Annotated in this window: 9 protein-coding genes; 1 reads left to right on the plus strand and 8 read right to left on the minus strand. The window is 39.0% G+C overall.

The genetic code is table 11. The annotated features are described in order from the left end of the window. Positions 1-2: 2 nt before the first annotated feature. The 6 genes from H4J65_RS01160 to H4J65_RS01185 all read right to left on the minus strand — a co-directional run bounded on the left by H4J65_RS01160 (position 3) and on the right by H4J65_RS01185 (position 10890). On the minus strand, positions 3-1664 hold the full coding sequence (locus tag H4J65_RS01160; protein WP_182194441.1) for an alpha-D-glucose phosphate-specific phosphoglucomutase: 1662 nt from the start codon (positions 1662-1664) through the stop codon (positions 3-5). Between the two features lie 277 nt (positions 1665-1941). Next, positions 1942-4185, minus strand: a complete 2244-nt coding sequence (gene glgB, locus H4J65_RS01165) for a 1,4-alpha-glucan branching protein GlgB (protein ID WP_182194445.1) — start codon at positions 4183-4185, stop codon at positions 1942-1944. Between the two features lie 255 nt (positions 4186-4440). Continuing rightward, positions 4441-5712 (minus strand): glucose-1-phosphate adenylyltransferase, encoded by a 1272-nt coding sequence (gene glgC / locus H4J65_RS01170; protein WP_182194450.1) that lies wholly within the window; start codon positions 5710-5712, stop codon positions 4441-4443. Positions 5713-5780: 68 nt separating this feature from the next. Next, positions 5781-8243, minus strand: coding sequence for a glycogen/starch/alpha-glucan phosphorylase (locus tag H4J65_RS01175; RefSeq protein WP_182194454.1), 2463 nt, complete (start codon positions 8241-8243; stop codon positions 5781-5783). Positions 8244-8266: 23 nt separating this feature from the next. Then, positions 8267-10351, minus strand: a complete 2085-nt coding sequence (gene glgX / locus H4J65_RS01180) for a glycogen debranching protein GlgX (RefSeq protein WP_182194458.1) — start codon at positions 10349-10351, stop codon at positions 8267-8269. 242 nt (positions 10352-10593) lie between these two features. Next, positions 10594-10890, minus strand: a complete 297-nt coding sequence (locus H4J65_RS01185; protein ID WP_182184714.1) for an isoamylase early set domain-containing protein — start codon at positions 10888-10890, stop codon at positions 10594-10596. A gap of 369 nt (positions 10891-11259) precedes the next feature. Here H4J65_RS01185 and malQ point away from each other — a divergent pair, with 369 nt between their 5' ends. Then, complete coding sequence (gene malQ / locus H4J65_RS01190; protein ID WP_182194463.1) at positions 11260-13494, plus strand: 4-alpha-glucanotransferase; 2235 nt, start codon at positions 11260-11262, stop codon at positions 13492-13494. Between the two features lie 371 nt (positions 13495-13865). Here malQ and H4J65_RS01195 read toward each other — a convergent pair whose 3' ends face one another. Next, positions 13866-14357: a hypothetical protein gene (locus tag H4J65_RS01195; RefSeq protein ID WP_182135455.1), complete on the minus strand. Its 492-nt coding sequence runs from the start codon at positions 14355-14357 to the stop codon at positions 13866-13868. 501 nt (positions 14358-14858) lie between these two features. Beyond that, positions 14859-16277 (minus strand): aldehyde dehydrogenase family protein, encoded by a 1419-nt coding sequence (locus H4J65_RS01200; RefSeq protein ID WP_182194466.1) that lies wholly within the window; start codon positions 16275-16277, stop codon positions 14859-14861. Between the last annotated feature and the right edge of the window lie 106 nt (positions 16278-16383).

Raw genomic sequence — 16383 nt, forward strand, 5'->3', positions numbered from 1 at the left:
CGTTATGTGATCACGTCAGGCTTTTCTCTGCCGGTAAATTGTTTAATGCCTGCTACCGTTTCTGCTACTTGAATTAACTCACTAAGGGCTTGCTGTGTTTCTTGTGCTAACAGCGCTGGATCCTGCTGGTAACAATCTAAATAAACTCTTAAAGTGGCTCCTTGCGTACCTGTACCTGAAAGCCTGAAAACAATACGTCCACCATTTTCTAAATAAAGTCGAACGCCTTGTTCAGTAGTTTTACTCTTATCGACGGGATCAATATATTGAAAGTCATCTGCAGAAGTTATTTTCACACCCGCAATGACCTGGCCTGGTAACGTAGCGAGTTTTGCTTTTAGCTGACCGATCATGGCTTGTGCATTATCACTGTCAACCGCTTCATAATCATGGCGAGTAAAATAATCACGGCCATATTGCAACCAATGGTTTTTAACAATTTCACTGACCGGCTGTTTTTTTACGGCGATTAAGTTAAGCCAAAACAATACCGCCCATAAACCATCTTTTTCTCTGATATGATCAGAACCCGTACCGAAGCTTTCTTCGCCACATAGGGTGATTTTACCGGCATCTAATAAATTACCGAAGAACTTCCAACCGGTTGGTGTTTCATAACAGGGTATATTCATCGCTTTGGCGACTCGATCAACCGCTCTGCTGGTTGGCATTGAACGAGCAACACCCGCAATACCTCCAGCGTAAGCTGGTATCAAATCAGCATTGGCCGTTAATATCGCTAAACTATCGCACGGGTTAATATAAAACTGCTTACCCAACACCATATTGCGATCGCCATCACCATCTGAGGCGGCGCCAAAATCAAAGGGATCATCTCCATATAATAAAGCAACAAGCTCATGAGCATGCACTAGGTTAGGATCGGGATGCCCCCCACCAAAGTCGGTTAATGGCACACCATTAATGACAGAGCCAGCTGGCGCACCTAAGCGTTTTTCAAGTATTTCTTTGGCATAAGGGCCGTTAACCGCATGCATAGCATCGAAACATAGACGAAAATCGCCTTGTGCAAGCAAGCGCTTCATAGCCGTAAAATCAAACATCGATTCCATCAAATTGGCATAATCATTAACGGGATCAATAATATCAATTTTACACTGTGCTATTTGCACTGTACCGAGTTGGTCAAGTTCAACATCATTAGCGTCAATACTCAGGTATTGCTCCATAGATAAGGTTTGTTGAAAAATTGCATCGGTTAATTTTTCAGGCGCAGGGCCACCATTTTCGCCATTGAATTTAATCCCAAAGTCTTCATCTGGTCCTCCGGGGTTATGACTAGCGGATAAAATAATACCACCGCAGGCTTGGTTTTTTCTGATCACACAAGAGGCTGCCGGTGTTGATAATATGCCCCCCTGACCGACCAAAATATGAGTAAAGCCATTGGCAACCGCCATGCGGATAATCACTTGTATCGCTTCACGGTTATAAAATCGTCCATCTCCGCCTAATACCAATTTTTTGCCGGCACAAGGCGCAATGGTATTAAAAACCGCTTGCACAAAGTTTTCCAAGTAACCTGTTTGCTGGAACTGCGTCACTTTCTTTCTTAAGCCCGAAGTACCAGGTTTTTGATCGGTAAATGCTTGAGTCTTTATTTGCTTGCTTTGCTGCACTTGCTTCACTTGCTCAGTGGTCATAACTTACCCTTAAAAATAATCTGTCTTTGACTAGAATCACCTGTAGGTTGAACTTCAGTCCATCAGGTTAAATAAAATTTAACTGCTCTGCTATCAATGCTGGTCGAAAATGCTGGTCGAAAAAAAATGCTGTGATTTTTTTGTCCCAGTAGTTTAATGCCCTGCTTAACGTTTGACGGACTGAAGTCCGACCTACAAAACACTTGCCCAACGCCGCATTATCACTCCTAATCATTAGAAAGATAATGCTAGCTGCCGATCAATTTATGACTGCAACTTAGTCTTTTGCTTGCCATTCAAAAATCATGGTCGCTAAAGGAGGAACAGACATAATAAGCAGGTTATCTTGACCTGCGTAAGGCTCATTTACCGAGTAGACACCGCCGCCATTGCCGATATTACTACCGCCATAGTTGCTGCTGTCAGTATTTAAACATTCTCGATAAAAACCTGACAAAGGCACACCGACACAAAAATTTTCGTAACTGCTGGGTGTCAAATTAACCACAACCAAAGCGGGTGCTGTTCCTGCTTGCCCTTTTCTTAAATAAATCAATATTGATTGTTTATTATTTTGTGAGTCTAACCATTCAAAACCGCTATTGTCACAGTCAAGCTCATGTAACGCTGGGATATTTCGATAAGTGTGATTAAGATCTTTAATCAGCGTTTGCACGCCTTTATGATTAGCATGCTCAAGTAAATGCCAATCTAAACTTTGGTCATGATTCCATTCTTCACGTTGAGCAAATTCACAGCCCATAAACAATAATTTCTTCCCAGGATGAGTCCACATAAAGCCGTAATACGCGCGTAAGTTGGCAAACTTTTGCCAATCATCCCCCGGCATTTTATTCAGTAGTGAGCCTTTACCATGCACGACTTCATCATGACTAATAGGCAAAACAAAGTTTTCACTAAAACTGTAAACTAAACCGAAGGTCATTTCGCTGTGATGATGTTGGCGATGAATGGGATCACGCGCCATAAATTTTAACGTGTCATTCATCCAGCCCATGTTCCATTTAAAACCAAAACCTAAACCACCAGCGTCAACCGGTTTAGACACACCGGGCCAAGCGGTTGATTCTTCAGCAATCATCATAACACCAGGATGTTTTGCATAAGAGCGAGTATTAACCTGTTGTAATAATTCAATCGCTTCTAAGTTTTCTCGGCCGCCATGAATATTAGGTAACCACTCGCCCGCTTCTCGGCTGTAATCTAAATACAACATAGAGGCAACGGCATCAACGCGTAAGCCATCGATATGGAATTGGTCTAGCCAATAAATAGCATTACTGATCAAATAGCTTTGTACTTCTGCGCGACCATAGTTATAAATAAGAGTTTGCCAATCGGGATGAAAACCTTTGCGAACATCTTCGTGTTCATAAAGACAAGTGCCATCAAAGTTACCCGTGCCATGCTTATCCGTTGGAAAATGTCCAGGTACCCAATCCAGTAGCAAACCAATACCTGCGCGGTGACAACAATCAACAAAAAATTTAAAGTCATCGCTACTACCAAAACGTGCCGTAGGTGCGAAAAGTCCAATTGGTTGATAACCCCATGAACCGTCAAAAGGGTATTCACTTACTGGCATAAGTTGCAGATGGGTAAAGCCCATTTCTACGACATAGGGCACTAATTGCTCAGCTAATTCACGGTAAGTTAAATAACTTGGCGCGTGAATATGATCAGCATTATTTTCTTGGTTTCTTTTCCAAGAGCCTAAATGCACTTCGTAAATAGAAACCGCGCCATTATATTGATTAGATGACCTGTCGCGTTCATTTATCCACTGCTGGTCTTGCCATTGATAGTCACTGTTTTGCATCACTTTAGACGCAGTTTCAGGGGCAAGTTGCATAGAAAAAGTATAGGGGTCGGCTTTTAAAGGTTGAATTTGAAAGTTTTGATCGGCTATTTCGTATTTATAACTGGCACTAGCAGCAACATTAGGGAGAAATATTTCCCAAACGCCAGAGCTTAGATGTTTGCGCATAACATGACGTCGACCATCCCAAAAGTTAAAGTCGCCCACTACAGAAACACGAGACGCGTTAGGCGCCCACAAAACAAAATGCGTTCCTTGGACATTATCTACTGTCACTTCATGCGAGCCCATCCATTGATAGGTTTGTTCGTCAGTACCTTCACAAAAAAGGTATAAGTCTTGATGCGTTAATAAAGAGGGATAACGATATGGGTCATCGACAATAATGCTTTCATTTTTATAATAAATGCGTAAACGATAATCAAATGTATTTCTTCTTCGACCTAATTTTCCTTCAAAAAGTCCAGCTTGATCAACTCTATTGAGTGTTGCCACCAATTTATTATTTTTGCTATCGATTACCTCGACACTGAGTGCTTCAGGTAGAAAAGCTCGCACAATTAACCCGCTCACTGTTGGGTGATTATGCATACCTAAGACAGAAAAAACATCTTGATGTTGCAGATTAACTATTGCTTTAACCGATTCGTTATCTAACAAGCTTTTTGCTAGGTTATCCATTGTGTCTTCCTAGTATATCGTTAACTCTTTATGTGATTACTTTTACCAACCTAGATTTTATGACTTTAAAATAAATCATTAAAAACAAGAGATTAATTGTAATTAATCAAGATAAAACCTAAAGATTTACTCACGATAGTTCATGACAAACTAACCTTTGTAAACTGCTATAAAAGTTAAGTAAAATTGATAATAACTTAGGTAATTTCATCGATGTTCGAAATTACCCGTTAAATTAATCATGCTTATCACTAACTAGTTAGTATGCTTCTCTAGTTTTTCAAGCATATCTCTAGTGACTAAAACCACGCCTTTATTAGTAACCCTGAAGCCATTGGCACGGTCATCATCATGATTTATGCCAATTTCCATGCCTTCTGGAATAACACAGCTTCGATCGATAATGGCTTTTTTAATTTTACTGTTACGATTAATAATAACCCCAGGTAAAACAACTGCTTCATCAATATCACAGTAAGAGTTAACTCTTACTTTTGAAAATAATAAAGAGCGTTTCACTGTAGAACCCGAGACAACAACGCCGCCAGATACTGTAGAGTCAATCGCTATACCGCGACGATTGTCTTGGTCAAAAACAAATTTTGCTGGGGCGGTTTGTTCTTGAAAAGTCCAGATAGGCCAGTTTTCATCGTACATATTAAGTTGCGGCTCAGGCTCAACTAATTCCATATTAGCTTCCCAGAAAGAATCTAAAGTACCTACATCACGCCAGTAAGGTTGTTTTTCGCTATCAGGGTCTTTAAATGGAAAAGCAAATACCCGATGAGATTTGATTATTTTAGGAATAATGTCATTACCAAAATCGCCACTTGAGCCTGCTTCTGCGGCATCTTTTTCTAGTTGCTCAAATAAGAACTCAGTATTAAAAACATAGTTACCCATTGACGCTAATGTGACGCCGGGTTTACCAGGCACTTCAGATGGATTGGCCGGTTTTTCATCAAATCGACAAACTCGACTGTCTTCATCAACGGTCATTACACCGAACTGACCCGCCGCTTCTTCAACCGAGGTTTCAATACAACAAACCGTCATATCAGCCTCATTAGCAACATGCTCGGCCAGTAATGGACCATAATCCATACGATAAACATGATCGCCTGATAAAATCATCACGTATTTTGGCAATTCATGCCTGATGATATCAATGTTTTGAAAAACAGCATCTGCCGTGCCTAGATACCAACCATCACCCTTTTGCTGTGATGCCGGTAAAATTTCAATTGACTCACCTAATTCTTTTTTAAAGTGTCCCCAGCCACGGCTGATATGACGAATCAGCGAGTGTGATTTATATTGAGTTGCAATACCAACGCGCCTAATGCCTGAATTAATACAGTTAGATAAAGGAAAGTCGATGATCCTAAATTTACCACCAAAAAATGTTGCCGGCTTAGCTCTTTTGTCTGTTAATTCATACAATCTTGAACCTCGGCCCCCCGCCAAAATCAACGCATAAGTCTCTTTTGTTAAATTACTTATTCTTCTTTCTACATTATTGGGCATAACTTATCCTTTATAAACATTAATTAACGTTCAAGAAATAGCGTTTTACTTTTTAAGTAAGTAAATTACTAAAGCTTCCATATTTCATCTCGATACTGCCTGATCGTATGATCGCTCGAAAACACACCACTAGCCGCAGTGTTTAAAATACTCATTTTGGTCCACAATTTTTGATCCTTATAAGCTTTATCAACAAGGCGTTGAGCTTGAAAATAACTGTCAAAATCATAAGCGGTTAACCACATATCATCTGGATTACGAATAGCATTAATAATTGAATCGAAAATACAGGGTTCAAATAAATTAAAGTGACCACTTTCTAACAAGTGCATTACCGCCGATAACGTTGCGGAATTAGCGATAATGTCGTTAGGTTGATAATTTGCTCGAATAGCTGAAATTTCGTGAGCTTGAGCGCCGAATAAGAAAAAGTTTTCTGCGCCAACGGCATCTCTAATTTCAATGTTTGCGCCATCTAATGTCCCTATAGTTAGCGCACCATTCATCATAAACTTCATGTTACCCGTACCCGAGGCTTCTTTACCTGCCGTTGATATTTGCTCAGACAAGTCAGTTGCAGGGCAAATAATTTCCATCGCAGAAACATTGTAATTCGGTACAAAAGCAACTTTTAAGAACTTAGCGGCTTTAGGGTCTAAATTGATGGTGTCAGCGACATTATTAATCAGTTTAATAATCTCCTTCGCCATCACATAGCCTGGAGCCGCTTTACCGCCAATAAGTACGCAACGCGGTGTAATATCAGCGGTATCGCCTTTACGAATACGATCATACAAGCCAATAACATGCAAAATATTCAGTAGTTGACGTTTGTATTCATGAATACGTTTAACTTGCACATCAAACATCATATCAACACCAAACTTAACGCCTGTTGCTTTTTGTACATAGTCAGCTAAAACGGCTTTATTGGCCTGTTTACTTGCTCGCCATTTTTCTTGAAAAGCATGCTCTTCTGCAAATTTACTTAATTGAGCAACATGAGCAAAATCAGCAACCCAGCCTTTATCAATTTTACTTGAGATAAGTTTAGCTAAACTGGTATTGCAATGAGATAACCAACGGCGTGGAGTAACACCATTAGTTTTATTATTGAATTTTTCAGGCCAAAGTTGGTAGAAGTTATTAAATAATCCGGCTTTTAACAGTTTAGTATGCAAAGCCGCCACACCATTAACTGAATAACTACCCACAATCGCTAAGTGTGCCATACGTACCTGTGGTTCATGGCCTTCTTCAATTAATGACAATGCTTGTTGCTTACTCGAATCTCCAGGCCATGCAACAGCAACCTGTTGAAGAAAGCGGGCATTAATTTCATAAATAATTTCTAAAATACGCGGTATTAGCTTAGCAAATAAACTAACAGGCCACTTCTCTAACGCTTCAGGTAATAACGTATGATTGGTGTAGGCCATCGTTTGTGAGGTAATATTCCAGGCGTCATCCCATGACATAAAATAGTCATCCATCAAAATACGCATTAATTCAGCGACAGCAATGCTTGGATGGGTATCGTTGAGTTGAAAACTATTCAGTGCAACAAATTGATCAAAGTTGTCACCACAGTTTTCAACATAACTATTAATTGTATCTTGCAAGGATGCTGAAGATAAAAAATACTGTTGTCTTAGGCGCAGTTCTTTACCATTTTCACTACTGTCGTTTGGATAAAGTACCATAGTGATTTGTTCAGCTAGATTTTTTTTAGCGACTGATTCAGTATAACTACCAGCGTTAAATTCATCTAAATCAAATTCATCTGTCGCTTCAGACTTCCATAGTCTTAAGGTATTAACAATACCATTTTGATAGCCAGGAATCGGCATATCATAAGGCACGGCAAGCACGTCTTGGGTATTATTCCATTGGCGATGCTGTTGCCCATTGCGCTCTTTAATCACATCAACATGACCAAAAAATTTAACTCTGATGGTTTTTTCAGGTGCGGCAATTTCCCATGGATTACCGTTACGTAACCAATTATCAGGATGCTCAACTTGCGCGCCATTTTTAATTTCTTGATTGAACATGCCGTATTCATAACGAATACCGTAGCCTATAACGGGTAAAGACAAACTTGCACAGCTATCTAAGAAACAGGCCGCTAAACGTCCTAAACCACCATTACCTAGGCCAGCGTCATGTTCTGCTTGTTCAACATCTTCTAGATCACAGCAATAACCTTTTAAAGCATCACGAACGGTATCATCTAAATCTAAATTCAAAATGGCGTTATTAAGTGTGCGCCCCATTAAAAATTCTAATGAAATATAACCCACACGGCGCTGATGACCTCGAGATTCTCTGGTGGTTCGCCATTGTGCAACTAAACGATCACGAATGGTGATCGCGAGCGCGTTATAAAGGTATAGGTGAGACTTTTGCATCTTGTCACGACCTAATGAAAAATGAAAATGTCGGGCTAAATCTTCTGAAAAGGTGTGTTCATTCATCAGAACACTTCCATCTGATGCAGTAACTTCACATTGGGTATTTTTTTTATTCATCAATCCGTACATCCTATTTGTTTTTATAAACAATCATTTAATAAAACAATTGTTGAAAATGGTGCCATGGTAATCAGTCGTTCTGCCGGTATATTTCGTACTTCTGCTTGCTCACTGCTCGACGTTGTATCAATCATAACTTGCCAGTGTTTTACGGTATCAATCTCTGGCAATTGAAATTCTATCGGCTCTGCTCCGGCATGAAAAAGGCATAGAATAACCGGCGTATCTGGCGCTTTCTCTTGTATCAAATAACCTAATGTTGCCGCATGATGAGAATGCCAATGATCTTTTTGCATGGCGAATCCTGACGGATGGAACCAAGTGATATCCACGGGAGATTTCTCATCATCTTTATGAATAAAACGATCATGGGTTAAGATAGAAAAACGTTTTCTTAGTTCAGCCAAGCTAGCGGTAAATAATTTAAGTTCTTGCGCATAAAGCGCGTTTTCATCCCAATCTAACCAATTTATTTCATTGTCTTGGCAATAAGCATTGTTATTGCCCTGTTGACTACGCCCTATTTCATCTCCTGCCAGCAGCATAGGTACGCCTTGAGACAACATAAGTGTTGCCATCATGTTTTTTATTTGCCGTAATCTCAGCGACAAAATAGCCTCATCGCTAGTTTCACCTTCTATGCCGTAATTATGGGCAAAATTATCGGAATGACCATCGCGATTTTTTTCACCGTTGGCTTCATTATGGCGGTCTTGATAACTGACTAAATCACGTAAAGTATTACCATCATGACTGCAAAGAAAATTGATGCTGGCAAAGGGTTGGCGACCACTGTGTTCAAAAATATCACTTGAGCCATGAATTCTGCGGGCAAACTCAGGCAATAAGCCTTTATCGCCTCGCCAATAACGTCTCATGGTATCTCGATAACGGTCGTTCCATTCAGACCACGGCGATGGAAACCCACCTAATTGGTAGCCTCCGGGACCAATATCCCATGGCTCGGCAATCATTTTTACACTATTGAGAATGGGATCTTGTAAAACAGCGTCTAAAAAGCCATTACTTTTATCAAAACCATGTAGCTCTCGCCCTAAAATAGTGGCTAAATCAAATCTAAAGCCGTCAACACCCATCACCTGAACCCAATAACGTAAACTGTCCATCACCATTTGCAATACACGGGGATGACTAATGTTCAGGGTATTTCCACAGCCAGTGTCGTTAATGTAATATCGGGGTTCAGCAGAGTTTAAGCGATAGTAAGAAAGGTTATCTATACCTCTAAAACTTAACGTTGGCCCTAATCTATTCCCCTCACACGTATGGTTGTAAACCACATCAATCAACACTTCAAAACCCGCCTGATGCAGTTCATCAACCATGCGTTGAAAATCAAGTATTTGATTATGGTTTAAGTAATCTTGATGGGGCACAAAAAACGCCAGTGAGTTATAGCCCCAATAATTAGACAATTTTTTGTCCGTTAAAAATTGCTCTGAAATGAATTGCTGTACCGGTAGTAATTCTATCGTTGTGATACCAATAGCACGATAATGAGCGATCATCGCCGGATGACTAATACCTAAAAAAGAACCGCGTAAGTGTTCAGGTACTTGCGGGTTAAGTGCCGTTAGGCCTTTAACATGTCCTTCATAAATAACAGTGTTTTTCCACGCGATGGGCTTTCTTTGTACAAGCGTTGCAGAAACGTCGGTAACCACAGCTTTGAGCATTACATCGGCATTATCTCTAGCATCAAACGATAAATCTTTTTTAGGATCATTGACATTATAAGCAAAGTGACGCTCTGACCATGAAAAGTTACCTGTTAATGCTTTTGCATAGGGATCTAACAATAATTTATGATGATTAAAGCGATAACCAAACTCTGGATTATAAGGCCCATAAACGCGATAACCATAAACTAAACCGGCTTTAGCACCTTTAAGAAAGCCATGCCAAATATCATGTTCACGTTGGGGTAAAACAAAGCGTTTTAATTCTTTGCTGCCATATTCGTCAAAAACACACAGTTCAATTTTTTCAGCATGAGCTGAAAAGATAGCAAAATTAACCCCAGTCTCGGTAACAGTTGCCCCTATTGGATAGACACTGCCGGGCTCCATTCTATAATGTTCCATGTTTCTCCAGTAACCTAATACAGATGGCTATCGTTTAATTTATACAGAGTGCCATCTTAATTAAAGTAATAAATTAAAGTTTCTTATAAGTTGAATCATCAAAAGCAAAACTTGAAGTAGACATTAGCTTTTTATTTTTATTTTTATTTTTATTCTATTAAAATAGTGTTCGTCGTTTATAAAATAAAAGACAAAGGCTTTATTCAATACTTGCCCAACATAACCATTGTTTCAGTTACATTTTAAGGCGTAGTGACTACGACACTATTTTCACTGCCAAATTCATTGGGTAAGTATTGGTCAGCTTGATAATCATTTTCCCACTCAGTAGCATTTAACAGATAACGAAAATGAAAAATGCCCCCTTTAGGTAATCTCAGCTTAGTTTTAAAACTCTGTGTTTTTTTATTAAACTTCATTTCAATGGCTTGCCAGTCATTAAAATCACCAACGAGTGCGGCTGTTGTTACGTCACTTCTATTAAATTCAAAAGTGACTTCAGTTTCATCTTTGGTTTTAAAAAATTTCTTAGTTAGCATTGTTATTCTCCATAAATAATGCACTAATTGATCTAACATCAGTGATTGCGCTTTATTTAAGTGCTAAATTTTACAACTAATTGCCCATAATGCGCGTTGTTGATTGCAATAGTCATTTATATATCACCATGATAGAAAAGTATAAATCGAGTCAATTATAAAAACTAACCAGCATCATTAAAGTGATTTTACTATTTTGCTTATGATGTAACTTTATTTTTGTTGTAAAGTTATGTAAAAAAATTACATTTAATAAGTTAACAGCTAAAAAAGTACTATTAAAAGCTTTTATCGCTGTAATTCTAAACTATAAATTGTTAAAATTACAACAATATGTAATTTTATTTCATAATAAAAAAGAGAGTTTACATGAGTCTCATCGAACAATTAGCCGATATAGTGGGTTTTCACTCAAGTTACACAGGGACATTTGGCGATCAAGTGTATGCTAAAGACCAAGCGAAACGGGCGTTGTTAAAAGCAATGGGTTTTGAATTGGATGACAAGTCATTAACTGAATCAATCGCTTTTTTAAAGCAAAGTCAGTGGCTTAATATCTTACCTGTTGTTCATATTGCCAAACTTGAAGAACAGCAACATGCGATTAAAGTAAGTCTGCCTAAAATGGGCAAGTTATTACTCAATTGGAAGGTCACACCTGAGGTAGGCAGTGAGATAGAGAGTGGCGTAGATAGTGGAGTAGAGAGAAAAATAGCCAGTGAAGTCATAGGCTCCATTAACGTTGGCGACATGCAAATTATTGCTGAGCAAAAAATAGCTGAAACACAATATCGCCAATATTTATTAATTTTACCTAAAGTTGAGCAAGGTTATTACCAACTAACTATAAGTTTTGGTGATGTTCAAGCTAGTTGTCCACTTATCTATGCACCTAAAAACTGTTACAGCGCTCAAGAAGCTTCAGTGAATAAAATATGGGGCTACACTGCCCAGTTGTATTCACTGCGCAGTAAAAATAATTGGGGCATAGGTGACTTTACTGATTTAGCTAAACTGGTTGAAACCTCTGCGCAGCAACAGGCCTCTGCTATTGGATTAAATCCATTGCATCCGCTTTATCAAAAAAATCCTGCTCATCGTAGCCCTTATTCACCATCAAGTCGTTGCTTTTTAAATCCACTTTATATAGATGTCACCAAGGTAGCCAACTTTGAACACTGTGAACTTGCACAAATAAAAGTAAAAACTAAAACCTTTCAGCAAAATATTACCGATGCTAAAACCAGTAATTTGATTGATTACTCTGCGGTTGCAAAACTTAAGTTTGAAATTACCGAGTTGTTGTTCGAAGATTTTTATCACTACGATACCAGTGCTAATAAAACCGATTGTTATAAAAAAATGTCAGTCGAGTTTGATCATTTTAAACAAATAAATGGTCAAAAATTACAACGTTTTGCCACCTTTGATACTTTGTATGAGTATTTTAATATCGCGGATAAAAATGCTTATGGTTGGCAAGATTGGCCAACTAGCTTTCAAGATCCAGATAGTGAAGAGGTCTATAGATTTCAACTTGCTCATGCTGCACGCATTGAGTACTTTTGTTTCTTACAATGGATAGCACATCAACAATTGAGTGCCGTCGCTCAATACACCGTCGACAAAGATATGGCGATTGGCTTATATCTTGACTTAGCTGTGGGTTGTGATGGCTCAGGCTTTGATGTTTGGTCTGATAAGGAACTTTATGTTGCAGGTGCTGCAATCGGCGCACCACCCGATGGTATGAACCCGCTAGGACAAAATTGGGGATTAACGCCAATTAACCCTGTCGCATTACAAAAGCAGGGCTATCAGCCATTAGTAAAAGCACTTCGTAGCAGTATGCAATATGCCGGTGCTTTACGTATTGATCATATTTTAGGCTTAATGCGTCAATATTGGGTAGCGCCAGGCATGGCAGCAAATGAAGGTGTTTATATTAATTTTCCTTGGGATGATATTTTACGGGTGATCGCCTTAGAGTCTCGTCGTAATCATTGTGTTGTGATTGGCGAAGACCTGGGTAATGTGCCTGAAGGATTTAGCGAAACTATTCAAAATGCAGGTCTTTTATCTTTCAAAGTATTGTTTTTTGAGCGCTGGGAGTCTGGTTTATTCAAACGTCCTGAAAATTTCCCCACTCAATCAGTGATAACGGTTGCCACCCATGACACCGCAACATTAACGGGTTGGTGGCAAGGGCGAGATTTACAGTGGCGTCAACAACTTAAGCTTTATCCTAATGATGAAGCCGGACATGCTGATAGAGATGCAAGAGCCAGTGAACGCGAAAACCTGCTTGCGGCTTTAGACGATCTGCAAGTAATCGATATGAGCAAAGCGCCACAACTTGAACCCGCACTGATGAATAGCGAACTGAGCATTGCTGTGCAAAAATATTTAGCCACTTCGCCAAGCCATATTCAACTCATTCCATTGGAAGATGCCTTAGAAATATCAGAACAAGTGAATATTCCAGGTACCATTGATCAGCACCCTAATTGGCTACAAAAATTACCGGTAGCGCTAGAGGATTTTTCTCAAACCAGTTCAGTGAGAAAAATAGCTCAAGCTATGAATATAGCGAGGCCGAAATAAATAAATTTTTATAGCATATAAACTCTGCTGAAAAGTTTATAACTCAGTAAGCCTAACTAAATGTTCAATAAAATATAACAGAACAAAAGCAAATATAGGTAAAGTGCAGATGACAAAAGTTCATTATTGATCTGCACCTTACTATAGTGCTAATTTCAAGCTATATGTTGGCAAAAAATATAACGTTCATTCGTTCATTCTATTCTGCCATTAAGTATCACATCCTGTGACTTATTGGCTGATTTAATCTACCAATAACCACTTGATAGCAATGCTAATATCATTTAAAAATCGCTTATTTTAAAGCCCTAAAACATTTTGCATCTAACGGATTAAAGCTTGAGCAGGCCATAAAACCTAGCTTGTTTTAGTTAGTGAATCACTGCTGCATGTTGTTTTAATAAACCTTTTAGTGAGGTAAAGTTCTCTAGGCAGTTCTCACAGATTGGATGCTTTTTAGCGAACATTAAAATAGGTGATAAGGTTAGCCTAAGGCCATTAAAAGCGGTAACTTTTGCATCTTCTTCTGCGCTTTTTGAGTTCGCTATACTGAGTAAATATTCATGTGGAACTGTTAGGAATTTCAACGATAATTCCAAATGGTTGGTTGACTCGTACAAGGCTGATAAATTATGACAAGCGCAAATCCAGGCCATCAGTGTTTCGGTGCACATAGGATGATTATGATAAGATAACGCCAATAAATTATAGGCTTCACTATAAAACAACTCTGCTTGGCTCCACTGTTGTTGATGAAAGGACTCATTGCCCAGTTGTAATAATGATTGCCACTGTTTATCTTCCATTTGCGAATCCTTTATATTTTTGATATCTGTAACAACGCGTTGTTTACTTATCTCCACGACAGCTCCTTTAATTCAGACATTAATCTCTCATCTTTTATTGTCATTCTTGCGAACAACCCACAACACAAATGATAATCATTATCATTTGTGTTGTCAAATGAAGTGATCAAACTTTTTAATAGTATTTTTCACCATCGACTTATTAAGTGCGTTTAAATACACATAAGTACAGATCAATACGCTTAGATGCTATTAAAAAACATAAATGAAAGCAGAAAGTTTTGTCAATAACTCAGCATTAAAACGACTTGCAATATTGCGTATTAAGCCTTTGTATATGATTAATTATTTTTGATGATGAGGTAACTAAAAATGCGTAGATTTAGCTGAAAGGTACAGGAATAAAACAGTTAATTTATCTCAAAAAGTAGTTTACTGGTAATAAAAAAAGCAGGGTTTTATAAGTATTAAAAAATATAAAACCCTGCTTGTTATTGTACCAACACGCATAATATTTAGTGAATAATGTGCAAGTTTTCGATGTTGATATTCAATGAATTAGCTACTGATTGATTTAGTTTCCAGAAAATCATCAAAACCAAATTCGCCCCACTCTCGGCCATTACCCGACTGTTTAAAACCGCCAAAGGGTGAATTAAAACCATGCGCAGCGCCATTGATACAAATCATACCTGCGCGTAATTTTCTGGCGATTTTTTGTGCTCGCTCAGGACTTGCTGATTGAATAAAGGCGGCTAATCCATAAGGAGTATCATTGGCGATACTAATCGCGTCGGCTTCGTCTTCATAGGGGATCATGACCAACACTGGGCCAAAAATTTCTTCTTGCGCAATAGTCATATCATTAGTGACCTCGCTAAAAATAGTCGCTTGGGTAAAGTAACCGCTTGCAAAACCTTCAGGCTTGCCTACTCCGCCAGCAACCAATGTTGCTCCTTCATCAATACCCGCTTGGATCAGGGCTTGCACTTTTTCAAACTGAACGGCACTCACTAATGGGCCGATATGATTACCCGGCTCAGCAGGGTTACCCACCTTTATTTTTGCTGCAACAGCTTTTGCTACCCTAACCGCTTGTTGATATTTACTTACCGGTACCAACATACGTGTGGGTGCGTTACAAGATTGACCAGTATTACTCATGCAATGAAATACACCATGGGTTACCGCTTTATCGATATTAGCATCATCTAAAATAATGTTCGGTGATTTACCCCCTAGCTCTTGTACTACACGCTTAACGGTATTCGCTGCCGATTTTGCAATGGCAATGCCCGCACGAGTTGAGCCGGTAAATGACACCATATCGATATCTTTATGAGCAGAAATGGCTGAGCCAACCCCCATGCCATCCCCGTTAACCATATTATATACACCTGCGGGATAACCGGCATCATGTATCATTTGTGAAAACAATTGTGCTGATAAAGGCGCAATTTCACTTGGCTTAAGGATCATGGTACAACCTGTGGCTAGTGCCGGTGCTACTTTACAAACGATTTGGTTAATCGGCCAATTCCAAGGCGTGATAAAACCACAAACCCCAATAGGCTCTTTTATAATTTGAGCATTGCCGACAATACGTGAAAATTCAAAAGCTTTTAGTGTGGCTAATGCTGATTCAATATGAGCTTTACCCGCATAAGCTTGTGCCTTGGTAGAGAAGTCGATAGGCGCGCCCATCTCCAATGAAATAGCATGAGCCATGGCGTCATAGTTATCCATGTACTGGTTTAATAGCGCTTCTAGTAACGAAATACGTTCTTCTACGCTGCTGTAACCAAAAGTCGCAAAAGCATTTTTCGCAGCGCTAACGGCTACATCAACATCTTGGCTTGAGCCTAAAGAAATGGTTGCAATTTCTTGTTCAGTTGCCGGATTAAGTACAGCATAGTCTTGTTTTACTAATGGCTTAACCCACTGACCATTAATATAAAATTGACGGTAATCTTTCATCTAAATCTCCAAATTAATTGTGACTGCCTATTTATAGCCCGCTTATGTTTATGCTTATAAATAAAAAATGCCATCAACAGCTAGCGCAAACGCATGGGTCAGTATT

It is taken from the genome of Colwellia sp. MB02u-9, assembly GCF_014077085.1.
Classification (GTDB): Bacteria; Pseudomonadota; Gammaproteobacteria; order Enterobacterales; family Alteromonadaceae; genus Cognaticolwellia.